A 16,360-nucleotide genomic window follows, 5' to 3' on the forward strand; every position below is an offset into this window, starting at 1 on the left:
TCCCTCGGTCCGTGATCATAATTCCTCGGATGAGGAATTATCCGGGAGCCTACTCCACGACGCCTCCGCGGTCACGTCCGTCGAGCACGACGAGGGGGCCCTCGTCCGGGGTGGGGACCTGGAAACCGTCGAGGTAGGCCTCCGCGCGCGCCCGGGGGACGGCGACGTCGTCGGGTCCGCGGTGCCGGCGTGCGGCCAGCCGCTCCAGCACGACGTCCCGCGGGGTGTCCAGCAGGTGCACCACCGGCTCGACGCCGTGCGGGCGCAGCAGGTCGCGGTACGCGTCCCGGGACGACCGGGACCAGAACGACGTGTCCACGACGACGCGGTCCCCGGCGGCGACGTGCCGCAGCAGCTCGCGCTGCAGGTGGGCGTGGACGGCGGCCGCGTCCTCGGCGTCCACCGGGTGATCGCGCAGCCCGCGCCGCCAGGCCTCGGCGTCGAACGAGAGCACCGCGTAGCCGTCGTCCGCCAGGCGCCGGGCATGCGTCGACTTGCCTGCACCGGCCGGACCGCAGACGAGGACCACCGACGGCGACGACGGTGCCGCGGTGCGCCCCCGGTCCGTGCTCACGGCCTCGCCGAGAAGCGCTCCAGCAGGTCCGCGTGTCCGGAGCAGACCAGCAGGTCGTTCGCGCTGACGCGGGTCTCGGGAGTGGCGTAGGTGAACTCGATGCCGGGCGACTTCACGCCGATCACGGTGATGCCGTACTTCTTGCGGATGTCCGACTGGGCGAGCGTGAACCCCTGCATCTCGCGCGGGGGGCGCATCTTGACGATCGTGAAGCCGTCCTCGACCTCGATGTAGTCCAGCATCTTGCCGCTGACGAGGTGGGCGACCCGCGAGCCGGCGTCGGACTCGGGGTACACGACGTGGTGGGCGCCGATCCGCGTCAGGATGCGCCCGTGCTCGGCCGAGATCGCCTTGGCCCAGATCTGGGGGGTGCCGAGGTCGACGAGGTTGCCCGTGATGAGCACCGAGGCCTCGAGCTCGGTCCCCACCCCCACCACCGCCACGCCGAACTCCTGGGCGCCGAGCTGCTCCAGGGCCTCCGGGTTGGACGCGTCCGCCTGGACCAGCGGCAGGCGGCCGGACCACTGGTTGACGAGGCGGTCGTCGGTCTCGACCGCGAGCACGTCCTGGCCGAGCCGGTCCAGCGTCTCCGCCAGGGACGACCCGAACCGGCCCAGGCCGATGACGAGCACGCCGGCGTCCCGGTCGTCCTTCTTCTCTGCCACGGTTCTCCTCCGGTCGGTCGGTGGTGTCGGCGACGCGCCGCTGCCGTCTGGCGCGCGGGTCGTCAGCCGATGATGGGGCGCTCCTCGGGGAAGCGTATGACGCGGCGCCGGTCCCGCAGGGCCAGGGCGCCGAGCACGGAGATGGTGCCGACGCGCCCCAGGTACATCAGGGCGCTCAACCAGTACTTCCCGCCGTCGGGCAGGTCGCCGGTGATCCCCGTCGAGAGCCCCACCGTCGCGAACGCGGAGATGACCTCGAACAGGATCTGCGACAGGGAGAAGTCGGTGATCCGGACCAGGGCGATGCAGGAGACCAGCACCATCGTGGCGCCGATGAAGACCACGGCGATCGACAGCCGCAGCGTGTCCCGGGGGATGCGCCGGCCGAACACGTCGACGTCCCGGTCACCGCGTGCCTCCGCGACGATCGCGAGCAGCATGACGGCCAACGTGGTGACCTTGATGCCGCCGGCGGTGGAGGCCGACCCGCCGCCGACGAACATCAGGGCGTCGGTGACGAGCCAGGACTCCGCCCGCATGGCGCCGACGTCGAACGTGTTGAACCCGCCGGACCGTGGCATGACGGAGGCCATGAGGGCCGAGAGGAACTTCGTGCTCAGGTCCTGGCCGCCGAGCGTCTCCGGGTTCGCCCACTCCATCGCGCCGATGATCACCAGACCCGCCACGAGCAGCGCGACGCTGGTCGTGATCGTCAGCTTGGTGTGCAGCGAGAGGTGCCGCAGGAACCGGCGCCCGTGCCGGCGCGCCTGCAGCAGGTTCAGCATCACGGGGAAGCCCAGGGCGCCGATGAACACGCCCAGGACGACGGGGATGATGACCAGCCAGTCCGAGGCGTACGGCAGCAGCCCGTCCACGGTGGGCACGAACCCGGCGTTGTTGAACGCCGAGATGCCGTAGAAGGTCGAGTGCCACAGCGCCAGCCCGAGACTCTCGTCGAGCGCGAGGAACCGGGGGAGGAGGATGAGGGCGATCGTCAGCTCGATCGAGGTGGAGACCACGATGATCAGCCGGATCAGGGAGCCGACCTCGCCCAGCCGCGTCGTCCCGGTCTTCGTCTCCGAGGCGGTGAGCAGCTTCTGGGTCAGTCCGATGCGCCGGGAGACGGCGATCCCCAGGAGGGACGCGATCGTCATGACGCCCAGCCCGCCGACCTTGATGCCGAGCAGGATGACCGCGCGGCCGTACTCCGACCAGTACTCGGCCGTGTCGACGACGACCAGGCCGGTGATGCACACGGCGGACGTCGCGGTGAACAGGGCGTCGACGAACCGGGCGCCCGTGTCCGTGGCCGTCGCCCAGGGCGGCAGCAGCAGGAGCGTGAACAGCGTGATGACGGCGGCGAACACCGTCATCGCCAGCCGGGCCGGGTACTCCCGGGCCGTGCGGTCCACCCACTCGCGCAGCATCGAGGCGCGGTCCTGCACCGATCGGGCCACCGGCCGCGCCCTCCCTCGTCGTCCGCACTGGTCGCCGCCCAGCCTGCCACGGCTTGGGCTACCGTGGCGGGATGTCGGTCGCCCAGCTGCTGTGGAGTCCCGAGCTGCTGCGCTACGACTTCGGGCTCGGGCATCCCATGGCGCCGGCGCGGCTCGCCCTGACGATGCGCCTGATCACCGAGCTCGGACTGCTCGGCGAACCCGGGCTGGAGGTGGTCGACCCGGTCTGCGCACCGGACGAGCTCCTCGAGACCGTGCACGACGCCGACTACGTCGCCGCGGTGCGCCGCGCGGCGACCACGGGGGAGCCCGACGTCGCCCGGGGGCTCGGGACGGAGGACGACCCCGTGTTCCCCGCCATGCACGAGGCCGCGGCCCGGCTCGTGGGGGCCTCGGTCGCCGCCGCGGACGCCGTCTGGTCGGGACGGGCGCAGCACGGGATCAACATCGCCGGCGGCATGCACCACGCCCGCCGGGACGCGGCGTCGGGCTTCTGCGTCTACAACGACGCCGCCGCCGCCGTGCAGCGGCTGCTGGACAGCGGGGCGGAGCGGGTCGCGTACGTCGACCTCGACGCCCACCACGGCGACGGCGTCGAGGCGATCTTCTGGGACGAGCCGCGGGTGCTGACCTTCTCCGTCCACCAGGACGGCCGGACGCTGTTCCCCGGCACGGGCGACCCGGCGGACACCGGTGCCGGGCTGAACCACTGCACCGCGGTCAACGTCGCGCTCCCGCCGCGGACGGACTCCGCCGGATGGCTGCGCGCCGTCGACGCGGTGCTGCCGACCGTGCTGCGGGAGTTCGCCCCCGACGCCATCGTGTCCCAGCACGGAGCCGATGCCCACGGCAACGACCCGCTCGCCGACCTCTCCGTCGGTGTGCACGCGCAGAAGACCGCGGCCCGCTGGCTGCACGAGCTGGCGCACGAGCTCTGCGAGGGTCGCTGGGTGGCCCTCGGCGGCGGAGGGTACGCCGTCGTCGACGTGGTGCCGCTGGTGTGGGCGGCGCTGGTGGCCGAGGCGGCGCACGTCCCGCTGGAGACGGGGATGCCGCTGCCGGCAGCGTGGCGGGAGGCGGCGGAGGAGATGTCCGGGCTGCCCGCGGCCAGGACGCTGGGCCGCGGACCGGTCACCTGGCAACCGTGGTCGGCCGGCTACGACCCGTCGGACCCGACGGACCGGGCCGTGCTCGCCACGCGCCGCCACGTCTTCCCCGAGTTCGGCCTCGACCCCTTCCTGGACTGACCGGGCCGGTCCCGCGGCCGGGGTGACCCGGCGCACGCCGCCGTGGCCCGAGGCACCGGCCGTGATCGGGTATTCTGATAGACGGACTTTTCTCGCGTTGGTCGGCTGCGCCCGGGCTCACGGGCGCCGGTGCCAACGCCGTCCGACCACCGATCAGCATTGTGAGGACCTCATGGGCTCCGTCATCAAGAAGCGCCGCAAGCGCATGGCGAAGAAGAAGCACCGCAAGCTGCTGCGCAGGACGCGCCACCAGCGTCGCAACAAGAAGTGAGGCACCGCCCGCCGTCCGGCGGGTCGTGCTGAGCGAGCCCGGTAACCCTAGGGGTGCCGGGCTCGCTGCGTCCGTGGGGAGGGGCGTCCCCGGTCAGCGGCCCCGGACGCGTCGGCGCATGGCACGCTGCGCGGCCCGGAGCACGAGGCCCGCGACCCAGGCCGCGCCTGCCCACGACGCGGTCCGCACGCCGCGGTGCGCCACCCGCTGACCGCGACCGCGGAACTCGCGGATCGGCCAGCCGACCTCCTTGGCGTGCCGACGCAGACGCACGTCGGGGTTGATCGGGCAGGGGTGGCCGACGGACCGCATCATCGGCAGGTCGTTCAGCGAGTCCCCGTAGGCGTACGAGTGGTCCAGGTCGAGCCCCTCGCGCTCCGCGAGCTCCCGCACGGCCGCAGCCTTGGCCTCGCCGTGCATGAGGTCGCCCACCAGCGCGCCGGTGTAGTACCCCCGCTCGTGCTCCGCGATGGTGCCGAGGCAGCCGGTCGCGCCGAGCCGGCGTGCGATGAGGCCGCCGATCTCGACCGGCGTCGCGGTGACCAGCCAGACCTGGTCCCCGGCCGCCAGGTGCTCGTCCAGGAGTCGCTTCGTGCCGGGGAAGATCCGCAGCTCCAGGACGGTGTCGTAGACCTCGTCGCCCACGGCGGTGATCTCGGCGACCGAGCGGCCGGCGATGAGGGACAGCGCCCGGCTGCGCACGGTCTCGATCTGGGTGCGCGACTCGCCGAAGAGCAGGTACTTGGCCTGGATCAGCCCGAACCGCAGCAGGTCGGCGGTCCCGAAGAACTCGCGCCGGTACAGCGCCCGGGCCAGGTGGAACGAGCTGGCGCCGCGGATGATCGTGTTGTCCACGTCGAAGAACGCTGCCGCCGGCGGGCTGACCGGGGGGTCGGCGTGAGACGGCATGCGGTCCACTGTAGCCGCGCGGATACGCTGTCCTCGTGAGCGGCACCCCGACGACCCCTGAGGAGACGGCACGGGTGGTGATGTACACCCGACCCGGCTGCCATCTGTGCGACGACGCCAGGCAGGTGGTCTCCTCGGTGTGCGACCAGGCGGGCGCTGCGTGGCGGGAGATCGACATCGAGGCCGATGCCGCGCTGACCGAGCGGTACGGCGACTACGTGCCCGTCGTCGAGGTGGACGGCGTGCAGCAGGGGTTCTGGCGGGTGGACGCGGTGAGGTTGGCGCGCCGTCTGGCGGTCCCCCCGGGAGGGAAGCGGACGTGATCGAGATCGGTGAGGTGACGGTGCCCGCGGCGACGGTGGCGCGGCTTCCGTTCTACCTGCGTGCCCTGCGCGACCTGTTGAGCGACGGCGTCACCACGACGTCGTCCTCCGGGCTGGCGGAGCGGTCCGGCGTGGGCTCGGCCCAGCTGCGCAAGGACCTGTCCTACCTGGGGTCCTTCGGGACCCGCGGGGTCGGGTACGACGTGGAGACGCTGGCGTCCTCGATCAGCGCCGCGCTCGGGCTCGGGTCGGAGCACCGGCTCGCCATCGTCGGCGTGGGCAACCTCGGCAACGCCTTGGCGAACTACTCGGGCTACGCGGCCCGCGGGTTCCGGCTGGTGGCCCTGATCGACGCCGACCCGGACGTGGTGGGTCGCAGCGCCGCCGGCCTCGAGGTCGAGCACTCCGACCGTCTCGAGGAGATCCTCGCCGCCCGGGGGGTGTCGATGGTGATCCTGGCGACGCCGGGTGCGGCGGCGCAGGCGGTGGCCGAGCGGATCGTGGCCTGCGGGGTGCGCGAGATCCTGTCGTTCTCGCCGGTGGCGCTGCAGCTGCCCGACGACGTCGTGGTGCGCAGCGTCGACGTCGCGGGTGAGCTGCAGATCCTCGCGTTCCACGCCGCGGCGCGGCACGCGCAGTCCGGGGACGCCGTGGGTGTCGACGGTGACCCCGCGGTGGCCGGGGTCCAGCCCTCCGCCTGAGCCCGCGCACCATCCTGCGGGCCGGGCCGTCTCGCCGCGGGTCAGGACGGCCCGTGACGAGTCAGGACGGCCCGTGACGAGTCAGGACGGCCCGTGACGAGTCAGGCCCCCGCTGCACGAGTCAGCGCACGGGATCCGCGCGGACGCGGTTCCCGTGCGCTGACCGGCGACGGCGAGGTGCGGCGGGCACGACGCCGACAGGCGCCGGTTCACCGGCGTGGTGGGATCAGTTCTGCTCGATCGCCGAGACGTCGAGAGCGATCTTGACCTTCTCGCCGACCAGGATGCCGCCGGTCTCGAGCGCGGCGTTCCAGGTCAGGTCGAAGTCCTTGCGGTTGATGACGATCTCGGACTCGAACCCGGCGCGCTTGTTGCCGAACGGGTCGGTCGCGGCACCCTCGAAGGCGACCGGCAGGTCCACCGACCGGGTCACGCCGTTGATGGTCAGGTCGCCGGTGACGATGTAGGCGTCGTCGTCGGCGGTGACCGAGGTCGAGGTGAAGGTCCAGGTGGGGCGCTCCTCGGCGTGCCAGAAGTCCGCGCTCTTGAGGTGCTGGTCGCGGTTCTCGTCACCGGTGCTCACGGCGCTCGCGTCGAGCGTCACCGCGACGCAGGAGGACTCGAGGTCCTCGCCCACGGTGATCGTCCCGGCGGAGATGCCGACGGTCCCGCGGACCTTGGAGATGCCGGCGTGGCGGACGGAGAACGACGCCGTGGAGTGGCCGGCGTCGACGGCGTAGGTGCCGGTGGTCAGGGCCGGGGGCAGGGGGGTGGCCATGGGGTGGCTCCTTGTCAGATCGGTTGCAGGACGTGATGCGATCGCGTCCGGATCGTTCCATCGAAATGCATGAACAGGGCACCCCGGCGCAGTATTCCCGCGCCGTCCGGACGAGTTCGGAGACCGGTCCGCGGCCCGATCGTGACGCGGCTCACGACGCCTGTCGCGCCGACCGGTCCACCCCCGGGATCTGGGACACTAAGGCGCATGGCCACCACCACCGTCCACCTGATGCGGCACGGCGAGGTCCACAACCCGGACGGCGTCCTGTACGGACGCATCCCGGGCTACCGGTTGTCCGACCGCGGTCAGCAGATGGCGCGACGCGTCGCGGACCACCTCACCGACACCGGCCGGGACGTCGCCGCCGTCGTCGCGAGCCCGCTGCAGCGCGCCCAGGAGACCGCCGCGCCCGTCGCCGCCGCGTTCGGCCTGGAGCTGGCCACCGACGACCGGCTGATCGAGGCCGGCAACCTGCTCGAGGGCTCGACGATCGGCACGAACCCCGCCCAGCTCGCCCACCCCCGGTACTGGAAGCTGCTGTGGAACCCGCTGCGGCCGTCCTGGGGCGAGGCCTACGCCGACCAGGTCGTGCGCATGCGGGCCGCCGTCGACGACGCCCGACGTGCCCACGCGGGGCGCGAGGTCGTCCTGGTGAGCCACCAGCTCCCCGTCTGGCTGACCCGGCTGGCCTTCGAGGGCAGGCGCCTGGCCCACGACCCGCGGCGTCGCCAGTGCGCGCTGGCCTCGCTGACGTCGCTGACGTTCACCGACGACCACTTCGCCGGACTGCACTACGCCGAACCCGCCGGGGACCTGCTCGTCGGCGCCGAGCCGCAGGCGGGCGCCTGATGGCGCGCCGCCACGCGGCGGGCGTCGCGCTCGCCCTCGGGACGGCCCTCGCGCTGGCCGGGTGCGGCGCCGCCGACTCCGGCGCGGGCGACGTCGTCGGCCAGGGGTTCGTCTCCGGCGACGGCACCGTGCAGCAGTGGGAGCCGGCCGACCGGACCGAGCCGGTGGTCGTCGAGGGCACCAGCTTCGAGGGGGACGAGGTCTCCACCGCCGACTGGCGCGGGGACGTCGTCGTGCTCAACACCTGGTACGCAGGCTGCGCGCCCTGCCGCGCCGAGGCTCCGGCCCTGGTCTCGATCGCGACGGACCGCGCCGACGAGGGGGTGCACCTGCTGGGCATCAACACCGAGGACGAGGCCGGTGCCGCGCTCGCCTTCCAGCGCACCTTCGAGGTGCCCTACCCGTCGATCGAGGACCGCAGCGGCCAGGTCGTGGCCGGGCTGTCGGGCGTCGTGCCGCTGCAGGCGGTCCCGTCCACCGTCGTGCTCGACGCCGAGGGTCGCGTGGCCGCCCGCGTCGTCGGCGAGGTGTCCGAGAGCACCCTCAACAGCCTGATCGACGACGCGATGGCGGGTGCCTGAGATGGGAGAGCTGTTCGCGACGACGGCGGTGAGCGGATCGATGCTGCTCGCCGTCCCCGTCGCGCTGCTGGCCGGTCTGGTCTCCTTCGCCTCGCCGTGCGTGCTGCCCCTGGTCCCCGGCTACGTGGGGTACGTGGGTGGCATGGCCGCCGCGAACGCCGGCCCGGTCGAGACGTCCCGGGGCGGGACGACGACGGCGGCCCCGGCGGCCGCGCCGGCCCGTGGCCGGGTCGTGGCCGGGGTCGGGCTCTTCGTCCTCGGCTTCACCGCCGTGTTCGTCGCCCTCATGGCGGCGGCCGGGGCCGCCGGTGCCTATCTGGTGCGCTACGAGGACGTCCTCACGCGCGTGCTCGGCGTCGTCGTCGTCCTCATGGGCGTCGCCTTCCTCGGCGGGATCGGCTTCCTGCAGCGGGAGCGCCGACTGCACGTGACACCGCGGGCCGGCCTGTGGAGCGCACCGCTGCTCGGCGTCGTGTTCGGCATCGGGTGGACCCCCTGCATGGGCCCGACCCTGGCCGCCGTCCAGTCCCTCGCGCTGGACGAGGCGTCGGCCACCCGGGGCGTCCTGCTCGGGATCGCCTACTGCGTCGGCCTCGGCGTGCCCTTCCTGCTGGTGGCCCTGGGCCTGCAGTCCTCCGAGCGGATGCTGAGCTTCCTGCGACGGCACCGGCTGACGATCATGCGGGTCGGTGGTGGGCTGCTCATCGTCATCGGCCTGGCGATGGTGACCGGTCTGTGGGGCGTGACCACCAGCCTGCTGCAGAGCTGGATCAGCGGATACACGACGGTGGTGTGATGAGCGAGCGGACCTACCGTCCCGAGGGCATCGCGGACGACTTCACCACCGGTGAGCCGACGTCCGCGGCGGACGCCCGACCGGAGCCGTCCGGGGCGCCGTCGTCCCCGCGGGGACCGCAGGCCCCCCAGCTCGGCTGGCGGGGCATGCTGCGCTGGACGTGGCGGCAGCTGACCAGCATGCGCGTGGCGCTCATGCTCCTCATGCTGCTCGCCGTCGCGGCGCTGCCCGGCTCGATCCTGCCGCAGCGCGACCAGGACCCCGCGGCGGTCGTCGAGTACCTGGGTGACCACCCGACCGCCGGCGAGTGGCTGGACCGGTTCGGGTTCTTCGACGTCTACACGTCCGTCTGGTTCTCGGCCATCTACCTGCTGCTGCTGGTGTCGCTGGTCGGCTGCATCGTGCCGCGCACGATCGCGCACGCCCGGGCGCTGCGGGCCCGCCCGCCGCGGACCCCCGCCCGGTTCGAGCGCTTCCCGGTGCACGTGACGGGGACGACGTCCGCGACGCCGGACGAGGTGGCCGACGCGGCGTCGACCCACCTGCGCGGCCGGTGGCGACGCCTGCCGACCTTCCGGGTCGAGACCGGGGCCGAGGACGCCCGGGCCGCCCGCGGCGCGCTGCCCGGGCGGCCTGCTGCGCGGACCGTCGCCGCCGAGCGAGGGTATCTGCGCGAGAGCGGCAACCTGCTGTTCCACCTGGCCCTGGTGGGCCTCGTGATCGCCGTCGCCGTGGGCCAGCTCATGCACTACCGCGGGCAGGCGATCATCACCGAGGGGCGCGGTTTCGCGAACGCGGTGGTCGACTACGACACGTTCGAGTCCGGCGCGTGGTTCGCCCCGGAGTCGCTCGTGCCGTTCTCGATGACGCTGGACTCCTTCGAGTCCGAGTTCGCCACGGACACCGTCGCGTTCGCCCAGTCCCGCGACTTCACCGCCGACGTCACGGTCACCGAGCCGGACGGCTCCTCGCGGGCCGAGACCATCCGGGTCAACCACCCTCTCGAGGTCGACGGTTCCAAGATCTACCTGCAGGGCAACGGGTACGCCCCCGAGATCACGGTGACCGACGCGGAGGGTGCCACCGCGTTCAGCGGGCGGGTGCCGTTCCTGCCGGAGGACCAGGTGTACACCTCACGAGGCGTCGTCAAGGTGCCGGACGTGTCGCCGGGGCTCGACCAGATCGGGCTGATCGGGTACTTCCTGCCGACGGCCGTCATCAACGAGGACGGCACCGCCGAGTCGGTGTTCCCGCTGCCGGAGGACCCGCTGCTCGTCCTGGAGGTGTACCGCGGCGATCTCGGGCTCGACGCCGGCGTCCCGCAGAACGTCTACCGCCTGGACACCGCGAACCTCACGCCGTCCCTCGACGACGACGGCGGACGGGTCACCCTGCTGCTCGAGCCGGGCGACTCGGTCGAGCTGCCCGACGGGCTGGGCACGGTCGCGCTCGGCGAGGACGTCCCCCGGTTCGTCGCCCTGGACCTGCGGCACGACCCCTCGTTGGCGTGGGTGCTGACGTTCGCGCTCCTGGCGCTGCTGGGGCTGACGGGATCGCTCTTCCTGCCGCGACGCCGCGTGTGGGTGCGATCATGGACGTCCGGCCGCGTCACGCGAGTCGAGGTCGCCGGGCTGGCCCGTGGGGACGACGCCGGGCTGGAGACCGAGGTCGACAAGGCCTTCGGAGCGCTGCCGGACGTCGAGCGCGACGGACCGGACGGCGCCGGACGGACCTGTGGGTCCGGTGCCGGGACGACGGACGGTCGAGCGACCGGGAGCGAGGAGGACTGAGATGGAGATCGCCGAGCTGAGCGATCTGCTCGTGTGGGCGGCGGCGACGACGTTCGCCGTGGCGATGATCGCCTTCGCGATCGACCTGGGACGTCGGACCGACGAACGCCTCGAGGCGCGGACCGAGGCGCGGGCGACGGTCGGTGCCGGTGCGCCAGGCGCGGTCGCGGCGCCGGACGGCGCAGGACCGGCTGCGGACGTCGGCCACGGCGGTCCGGCCCGACGGCGTGCCGCCGGGATCGGCCTGTCCACGTCCTGGCTCGGCACCGCGATGCTCGGCGTGGCGATCCTGCTGCGGGGCCTCGCCGCCGGGCGCACGCCGTGGGCCAACATGTACGAGTTCACGCTCGTGGGGTCCTTCGTGGCGATGGTGGTGTTCCTCGTGTGGAACCTGCGCCGCGACGTGCGGTTCCTCGGCGCCTTCGTCACCGGGCTGGTCACGCTGTTCGTCGTCGTGGGACTCAACTCGTTCCACGTCGCGGCGACCGGCGTGCAGCCGGCGCTGCAGAACTACTGGCTGGTCATCCACGTGGGCGTCGCGATCACGGCGACCGGGATCTTCACGGTCGCGTTCGTGCTGTCCGTCCTGCAGCTGCTGCGCGACGCGCGGGAGACCGGGTCCCCGTTCCTCACGCGCCCGGGATTCCGCTGGCTCGACCGCATGCCGGCCCCGGCCGCGCTGGAGTCGATGTCCTTCCGCCTGAACGCCGTCGGCTTCGTGATGTGGACGTTCACGATCATCGGCGGAGCCATCTGGGCCGAGGACGCCTGGGGCCGGTACTGGGGCTGGGACCCCAAGGAGGTCTGGAGCTTCATCATCTGGGTCGTCTACGCGGCCTACCTGCACGCCCGCACGACACGGGGCTGGTCCGGCCGGCGAGCCGCCTGGTTCGTCGTCGTCGGCTACGCCTGCGTGCTGTTCAACTTCACGGGCGTGAACCTGATCTTCAATGGCAAGCACTCGTACTCGGGCATCAGCTGACCCTGACCCGCGCGGGCCACCTCGACCCGCGCGGGTCAGGACGATCCTGCGCGGGTCAGGGCTCCTCGCCCCGAGTCAGGGCACTCCTGTGCGAGTCAGGACTCGACGCCGCGGGTCAGGACGATCCTGCGCGGGTCAGGGCTCGACGCCGCGGGTCAGGACGATCCTGCCCTGAGTCAGGACGATCCTGCGCGGGTCAGGGCTCTTCGCCCCCGAGTCAGGGCGTCGTGCCGGCGGTGCCGGGATGCTCGCTCGGGGACGAACCTGTGCCGACCCAGGCACCCGGGCGTTCTCCTGACTCGCGGAGCGCTGCCCTGACTCGCGGTGGATGACCCTGACTCGCGGAGCACTGCCCTGACTCGCGGGGGATCGCCCTGACTCGCGGGGGATCGCCCTGACTCGCGGGGGATCGCCCTGACTCGCGGGGGATCGCCCTGACTCGCGGGGCCGCCCGTGCGGCCGGGAAGGGTCCGGCCGCGGCGATCAGGCCGACGGCGCGTCGGGCCCCTCCTCGTCACGCTTCCTGCGACGTTCCTCACGCCGCTTCTCCTGCTCGATCCGCCACAGGAAGTCCGGGTCGTCGTCGGGCGCGACCGGTCCGGAGGGGCGTCGCGGTCCGCGCCCGGGGCGGCCGGTACGCCCGCCGCCGGACCCACGGCGCCGGGTCCGCTTGGTCACGAGCCACGAGATCGGCCCGAAGACCGGCAGGAACACGATGATGATCAGCCAGAGCCAGGTGGGCAGGCCGCCGCGATCCTCCTCCTCCGACCCGGCCAGGTCGGCGAGGGTGTAGACCATCAGGCCGATCACGAGGAGGATCACCACGACGCGCAACATGCCTCCAGCCTAGAACGACCGCGAGGGTGCACCGCATCCGGGGCTGTCGGCACGGCCTTACCCTGGTGACGTGCCACTGCTCATCTACTCCGCGCTGCGCCTCCTCGTCTTCGTGGCCGCGCTCGTGCTCGGATACCTCGTCGGTCTCGGCGGGTGGCTGCTGCCGCTCGTGGCGCTCGTCGTCGCGTTCGCCGTCTCCTACCTCGCGCTGCGTCGGCAGCGGGACGACGCCGCGGCCTGGCTCGCGGAGCGCGACCGGCGCCGCAAGGAGCGCACGCGCGGCGACACGCGGATCGACGAGGACGCCGCCGCCGAGGACGCGGTCCTCGACGCCGACCGGTCGGAGCACGCCGACGGCACCGCGGCCGACGGCCCGCAGCAGCGTTCCTGAGACCCGACGCGGCGGCCGGTCACAGGGCCAGGCCGAGCCCCAGCAGGATCCCGTAGGCGAGCTCGAAGAGGCCGGTCCCGGCCAGGACGGGCACCAGGGCGCGTCCCTGCGCCCCGGCCAGCACCGGCAGCACGAGCAGGACCGTGGGCAGCAGGAGCAGCGCCACCAGGAAGGCCCACGGGTTCCAGATCGCGCAGACGAGCCCGAGCAGCACGGGCACGACGAGCCACAGCGCGTACAGCCGGCGAGCACGGTGGTCGCCCACCCGGACCGCGAGCGTGCGCTTGCCCGCCAGCACGTCGGTGGGGATGTCGCGCAGGTTGTTGATCATCAGCAGCGCGCAGGCGATCAGCCCGACGCCGACGGCGCCCAGCACCGCGGGCCACGAGATCCGGTCGGCCTGGGTGTACGTGGTGCCGAGCGTGGCCACCAGCCCGAAGAAGACGAAGACGCCGACCTCGCCGAGCCCGGCGTAGCCGTAGGGGCGCTCGCCACCGGTGTAGTACCAGGCGGCCAGCATGCTCAGGGCGCCGACGGCGATCAGCCACCAGTGCCCGGAGACGGCGCACAGGGCGAGCCCCAGGATCGCGGCGACGCCGAACGCCGTGAACGCCGCCCCCTTGACCTGACCGGGCCGCGCGGCGGCGGACGCGGTGAGCCGCAGCGGCCCGACCCGGTCCACGTCGGTGCCGCGCACGCCGTCGGAGTAGTCGTTGGCGTAGTTGACGCCGACCTGCAGCGCCAGGGCCACGCCGAGCGCGAGCACGGCGGGCAGCCAGGCGACGGCGTCGAGCTGCGCCGCCGCGCCGGTGCCGATCGCGACAGGGGCCGCGGCGGCCGGCAGCGTGCGGGGGCGCGCGCCGGCGAGCCACTCAGCGGCGGTGGCCATGGGTTCTCCTCTCAGCGGTGTGCGTCGTGGTGACGCACGAGATCCACGACGGCGGCGCGGTCGACCTTGCCCGGACCACGCCGCGGGAGCCCGGCGACCTGGAGGATCCGCCGCGGCGCCGCGGGCCGCCCCAGCCTAGCGGCGACCGCCGACCGCACGGGCGCCAGCGCGGCGTCGGGCAGCCAGCCGGCCGGCGTCCCGGGCGGTCCGGTGACGACGGCGACGACGGCCTGCCCCCACTCGGGGTCCGGCACGCCGACCACGCACACCTCCCCGTCGAACAGCTCGCCGAGGACCGCCTCGACCGCCACCGGCGCCACGTTCTCCCCACCGGTGACGACGACGTCGTCCGCCCGGCCGAGGACGCGCAGCACCCCGTCCCGGAGGGTCCCGAGGTCGCTGGTGCGGAACCAGCGGCCGTCAGGACCGTCGTGGAAGGCGGCCGCGGTGGCCGTCTCGTCCCCGACGTAGCCGGAGGCGAGCACCGGGCCGGAGAGCTCCACGACCCCCGGCGCGCCCGGGTCCGCGTCGATCCGCACCCGGACGCCCGCCAGCGGCACGCCGTCGTACACGCACCCGCCCGACGTCTCGGACATGCCGTAGGTCCGCACGACCCGCACCCCGGCCTCCCGGGCGCGACGGACCAGCACCGGCGGGGCGGCGGCGCCGCCGAGCAGCACCGCCCCGCAGCGTGCCAGCGCGTCCAGCGCCCGGGGCGCCCCGTCGTCGGCCGCCTGCACGACACGGTGCAGCTGGGTGGGCACGAGCGAGACGTGGACGGGATCGTCGCCCGCGAGCGCCTCGGCCAGCAGGTCCGCGAGACGGGACGGCGTGAACGGTTCGTCCGGTGCGGCCGCGACCAGCGGCGTGCCGGCCAGGACCGACCGGGCCACCACCTGCAGCCCCGCGACGTGCGTCGCGGGCAGGGCCAGCACCCAGCGGCCGGGCGCACCCAGCCGGTCCGCCGTGGCGGCGGCCGAGGCGCGCAGCGCGGCGCCGCTGAGGGCCACCTCGCGGGGTGTCCCGGTGGACCCGGAGGTGCGCACGACGGCGGCGGTCCCGGGCGGCGGGGCGGCGTCGCCGAGGCGGGGGAGCGGGACGACCGGCGGGCCGCCGTCGAGCGCGCGGCGCGTCCGGTCGACGAGGGCGGACACGTCGGGGGGCAGCACGCAGGTCACGATAGTGCGCCGCTCGGGCGTGGCGGGCCGTAGCCTGTTGCCACCCTGCACGAGGAGGAAGTGGTGGCACGACGTCCGACGGCGCTCGCGCTCGTCCTGGCGATGCTCATGCTCGCGGGATGCTCCGCCGAGCCGCCCGAGGCCCCGGCCCCGGTCACGGTGGCCCCGGACGTGTCGCGCGCGAAGATCGGCCCGCCGGCCCCCGCCGAGCCCGAGCCGTCCCCGACGCCCGAGCCGCCGCGCTGGCCGTTGACGGGCAAGCGCACGGACAAGGTGCCCGAGCGGCCCGCGGTGGCCGTGAAGATCGAGAACTCCCCGGCGGCCAGGCCGCACTCCGGGCTGCACCGGGCCGACATCGTGTGGGAGCAGGTCGTCGAGGGCGGCATCACGCGGTTCGTGGCCGTGTACCACTCGAGCTACCCGGACGCCGTCGGCCCGATCCGGTCGGTGCGGCCCATGGACCCGGCCACCGTCGCCCCGATGGACGGGATCCTCGCCGCCTCCGGCGGGATCCCGGCCTTCCTGCGCGCCGTGGAACGGTCCGGCACCCAGCTCGTGATCAACGACGACGGCGACCCGGGGTTCTGGCGGTCGTCGCGCCGGTACATGCCGCACAACGTGTACGGCGACGTCGGGACCTTCGCCCGCCAGGCGGACCGGCGACGGGCGGAACCGCCGCCCGCCCAGTTCACCTACGCCCGCGGCTGGAAGGGGTCGACGGCGCGGTCGGACGGGCGGCGGGGCCGCGTCGCCGACGTCCGCCTGTCCCGGGCGCAGCGCAGCACCTGGACCTGGAACGCGGGCGACCGCGCCTACCGGCGCAGCGACAACGGCGTCCCCTCGATCTCCTCGGGCCGGCGCGTCACGGCGCGCAACGTGGTGCTGCTGCGGATGAAGGTCACCAACACCTCCCACCGCGACGCCTCGGGCGCCAAGGTGCCCAAGACGGAGCTGGTCGGCTCCGGCACCGGGACGGTGCTCAGCGGCGGCCGGGCGGTCGACGTGGAGTGGACCAAGAAGGGGCGCGGCAAGCCGCTGCGGCTGACCCGGCCGAACGGCGACGAGGTGCTGCTGGCCCCGGGCCGGACGTGGGTCGAGCTGGTGCCGCGCCGCGACGGGTCCTGGTCGGTCTCCTGACC

General features: G+C 73.6%; 19 protein-coding genes. 11 read left to right on the top strand and 8 right to left on the bottom strand.

Annotation, left to right across the window (positions count from 1 at the left end):
• Positions 1 to 49: 49 nt before the first annotated feature.
• From Q6347_RS03920 to Q6347_RS03930, 3 genes are all read right to left on the bottom strand, one after another.
• On the bottom strand, positions 50 to 574 hold the full coding sequence (locus Q6347_RS03920) for an ATP-binding protein (RefSeq protein WP_304606744.1): 525 nt from the start codon (positions 572 to 574) through the stop codon (positions 50 to 52).
• Positions 571 to 1,239 (bottom strand): TrkA family potassium uptake protein, encoded by a 669-nt coding sequence (locus Q6347_RS03925; RefSeq protein WP_304602568.1) that lies wholly within the window; start codon positions 1,237 to 1,239, stop codon positions 571 to 573. Before Q6347_RS03925 ends, Q6347_RS03920 begins: the two co-directional genes overlap by 4 nt.
• A gap of 62 nt (positions 1,240 to 1,301) precedes the next feature.
• Positions 1,302 to 2,666, bottom strand: coding sequence for a TrkH family potassium uptake protein (locus Q6347_RS03930; protein WP_171246071.1), 1,365 nt, complete (start codon positions 2,664 to 2,666; stop codon positions 1,302 to 1,304).
• Positions 2,667 to 2,767: 101 nt separating this feature from the next.
• On the opposite strand from Q6347_RS03930, the gene Q6347_RS03935 reads away from it, so the two are divergent.
• On the top strand, positions 2,768 to 3,943 hold the full coding sequence (locus tag Q6347_RS03935; protein ID WP_304602567.1) for an acetoin utilization protein AcuC: 1,176 nt from the start codon (positions 2,768 to 2,770) through the stop codon (positions 3,941 to 3,943).
• A gap of 172 nt (positions 3,944 to 4,115) precedes the next feature.
• Positions 4,116 to 4,214: a 30S ribosomal protein bS22 gene (locus Q6347_RS03940; RefSeq protein ID WP_012085056.1), complete on the top strand. Its 99-nt coding sequence runs from the start codon at positions 4,116 to 4,118 to the stop codon at positions 4,212 to 4,214.
• 93 nt (positions 4,215 to 4,307) lie between these two features.
• On the opposite strand, the gene Q6347_RS03945 is transcribed toward Q6347_RS03940, so the two are convergent.
• Positions 4,308 to 5,123 (bottom strand): HAD family phosphatase, encoded by an 816-nt coding sequence (locus tag Q6347_RS03945; RefSeq protein WP_304602566.1) that lies wholly within the window; start codon positions 5,121 to 5,123, stop codon positions 4,308 to 4,310.
• 80 nt (positions 5,124 to 5,203) lie between these two features.
• Here Q6347_RS03945 and Q6347_RS03950 point away from each other — a divergent pair, with 80 nt between their 5' ends.
• Together Q6347_RS03950 and Q6347_RS03955 are read left to right on the top strand one after the other, a co-directional pair.
• Complete coding sequence (locus Q6347_RS03950) at positions 5,204 to 5,446, top strand: glutaredoxin family protein (RefSeq protein WP_171246070.1); 243 nt, start codon at positions 5,204 to 5,206, stop codon at positions 5,444 to 5,446.
• Positions 5,443 to 6,147, top strand: coding sequence for a redox-sensing transcriptional repressor Rex (locus tag Q6347_RS03955; protein WP_171246018.1), 705 nt, complete (start codon positions 5,443 to 5,445; stop codon positions 6,145 to 6,147). Before Q6347_RS03950 ends, Q6347_RS03955 begins: the two co-directional genes overlap by 4 nt.
• A 226-nt stretch (positions 6,148 to 6,373) precedes the next feature.
• On the opposite strand, the gene Q6347_RS03960 is transcribed toward Q6347_RS03955, so the two are convergent.
• Positions 6,374 to 6,925, bottom strand: a complete 552-nt coding sequence (locus Q6347_RS03960) for a YceI family protein (RefSeq protein WP_304606745.1) — start codon at positions 6,923 to 6,925, stop codon at positions 6,374 to 6,376.
• A gap of 207 nt (positions 6,926 to 7,132) precedes the next feature.
• On the opposite strand from Q6347_RS03960, the gene Q6347_RS03965 reads away from it, so the two are divergent.
• From Q6347_RS03965 to ccsB, 5 genes are read left to right on the top strand one after another with little or no spacing between them, the layout of a single operon-like run.
• A complete protein-coding gene (locus Q6347_RS03965) occupies positions 7,133 to 7,777 on the top strand; it encodes a histidine phosphatase family protein (protein ID WP_171246016.1) in 645 nt (214 codons plus the stop codon).
• Complete coding sequence (locus tag Q6347_RS03970; protein WP_171246015.1) at positions 7,777 to 8,358, top strand: TlpA disulfide reductase family protein; 582 nt, start codon at positions 7,777 to 7,779, stop codon at positions 8,356 to 8,358. Before Q6347_RS03965 ends, Q6347_RS03970 begins: the two co-directional genes overlap by 1 nt.
• Before the next feature lies 1 nt (position 8,359).
• A complete protein-coding gene (locus Q6347_RS03975) occupies positions 8,360 to 9,154 on the top strand; it encodes a cytochrome c biogenesis CcdA family protein (protein WP_304606746.1) in 795 nt (264 codons plus the stop codon).
• Positions 9,154 to 10,944 carry a cytochrome c biogenesis protein ResB gene (locus Q6347_RS03980; protein ID WP_304606747.1) on the top strand — a complete coding sequence of 597 codons (1,791 nt, stop codon included), beginning with the start codon at positions 9,154 to 9,156 and terminating at the stop codon, positions 10,942 to 10,944. The genes Q6347_RS03975 and Q6347_RS03980 overlap by 1 nt, the downstream gene beginning before the upstream one ends.
• Before the next feature lies 1 nt (position 10,945).
• The gene (ccsB, locus tag Q6347_RS03985) at positions 10,946 to 11,926 is read left to right on the top strand and encodes a c-type cytochrome biogenesis protein CcsB (protein WP_304606748.1); all 981 of its coding nucleotides are present in this window, start codon (positions 10,946 to 10,948) and stop codon (positions 11,924 to 11,926) included.
• A gap of 483 nt (positions 11,927 to 12,409) precedes the next feature.
• On the opposite strand, the gene Q6347_RS03990 is transcribed toward ccsB, so the two are convergent.
• Positions 12,410 to 12,763 (bottom strand): PLDc N-terminal domain-containing protein, encoded by a 354-nt coding sequence (locus tag Q6347_RS03990; protein WP_304602560.1) that lies wholly within the window; start codon positions 12,761 to 12,763, stop codon positions 12,410 to 12,412.
• Between the two features lie 70 nt (positions 12,764 to 12,833).
• On the opposite strand from Q6347_RS03990, the gene Q6347_RS03995 reads away from it, so the two are divergent.
• Positions 12,834 to 13,154, top strand: coding sequence for a DUF4229 domain-containing protein (locus tag Q6347_RS03995; protein WP_171246012.1), 321 nt, complete (start codon positions 12,834 to 12,836; stop codon positions 13,152 to 13,154).
• Positions 13,155 to 13,173: 19 nt separating this feature from the next.
• Here Q6347_RS03995 and Q6347_RS04000 read toward each other — a convergent pair whose 3' ends face one another.
• Positions 13,174 to 14,043: a 1,4-dihydroxy-2-naphthoate polyprenyltransferase gene (locus Q6347_RS04000; RefSeq protein WP_304606749.1), complete on the bottom strand. Its 870-nt coding sequence runs from the start codon at positions 14,041 to 14,043 to the stop codon at positions 13,174 to 13,176.
• Positions 14,044 to 14,054: 11 nt separating this feature from the next.
• Positions 14,055 to 15,212: an AMP-binding protein gene (locus Q6347_RS04005; protein ID WP_304606750.1), complete on the bottom strand. Its 1,158-nt coding sequence runs from the start codon at positions 15,210 to 15,212 to the stop codon at positions 14,055 to 14,057.
• A gap of 72 nt (positions 15,213 to 15,284) precedes the next feature.
• Between Q6347_RS04005 and Q6347_RS04010 the strand changes: the two genes are divergently transcribed.
• Positions 15,285 to 16,358, top strand: coding sequence for a DUF3048 domain-containing protein (locus tag Q6347_RS04010; RefSeq protein ID WP_304602557.1), 1,074 nt, complete (start codon positions 15,285 to 15,287; stop codon positions 16,356 to 16,358).
• Positions 16,359 to 16,360: the final 2 nt, after the last annotated feature.

The organism is Isoptericola sp. b408 (assembly GCF_030588085.1).
GTDB classification, from domain to species: Bacteria; Actinomycetota; Actinomycetes; order Actinomycetales; family Cellulomonadaceae; genus Isoptericola; species Isoptericola sediminis.

Bases quoted from the DNA above. Each gene is read 5' to 3' on its own strand.
- Q6347_RS03930 (WP_171246071.1), bottom strand. From the start codon at position 2,666: ATGCTGCGCGAGTGGGTGGACCGCACGGCCCGGGAGTACCCGGCCCGG.
- Q6347_RS03935 (WP_304602567.1), top strand. From the start codon at position 2,768: ATGTCGGTCGCCCAGCTGCTGTGGAGTCCCGAGCTGCTGCGCTACGAC.
- Q6347_RS03940 (WP_012085056.1), top strand. From the start codon at position 4,116: ATGGGCTCCGTCATCAAGAAGCGCCGCAAGCGCATGGCGAAGAAGAAG.
- Q6347_RS03945 (WP_304602566.1), bottom strand. From the start codon at position 5,123: ATGCCGTCTCACGCCGACCCCCCGGTCAGCCCGCCGGCGGCAGCGTTC.
- Q6347_RS03950 (WP_171246070.1), top strand. From the start codon at position 5,204: ATGTACACCCGACCCGGCTGCCATCTGTGCGACGACGCCAGGCAGGTG.
- Q6347_RS03960 (WP_304606745.1), bottom strand. From the start codon at position 6,925: ATGGCCACCCCCCTGCCCCCGGCCCTGACCACCGGCACCTACGCCGTC.
- Q6347_RS03965 (WP_171246016.1), top strand. From the start codon at position 7,133: ATGGCCACCACCACCGTCCACCTGATGCGGCACGGCGAGGTCCACAAC.
- Q6347_RS03970 (WP_171246015.1), top strand. From the start codon at position 7,777: ATGGCGCGCCGCCACGCGGCGGGCGTCGCGCTCGCCCTCGGGACGGCC.
- Q6347_RS03975 (WP_304606746.1), top strand. From the start codon at position 8,360: ATGGGAGAGCTGTTCGCGACGACGGCGGTGAGCGGATCGATGCTGCTC.
- Q6347_RS03980 (WP_304606747.1), top strand. From the start codon at position 9,154: ATGAGCGAGCGGACCTACCGTCCCGAGGGCATCGCGGACGACTTCACC.
- ccsB (WP_304606748.1), top strand. From the start codon at position 10,946: ATGGAGATCGCCGAGCTGAGCGATCTGCTCGTGTGGGCGGCGGCGACG.
- Q6347_RS03990 (WP_304602560.1), bottom strand. From the start codon at position 12,763: ATGTTGCGCGTCGTGGTGATCCTCCTCGTGATCGGCCTGATGGTCTAC.
- Q6347_RS04000 (WP_304606749.1), bottom strand. From the start codon at position 14,043: ATGGCCACCGCCGCTGAGTGGCTCGCCGGCGCGCGCCCCCGCACGCTG.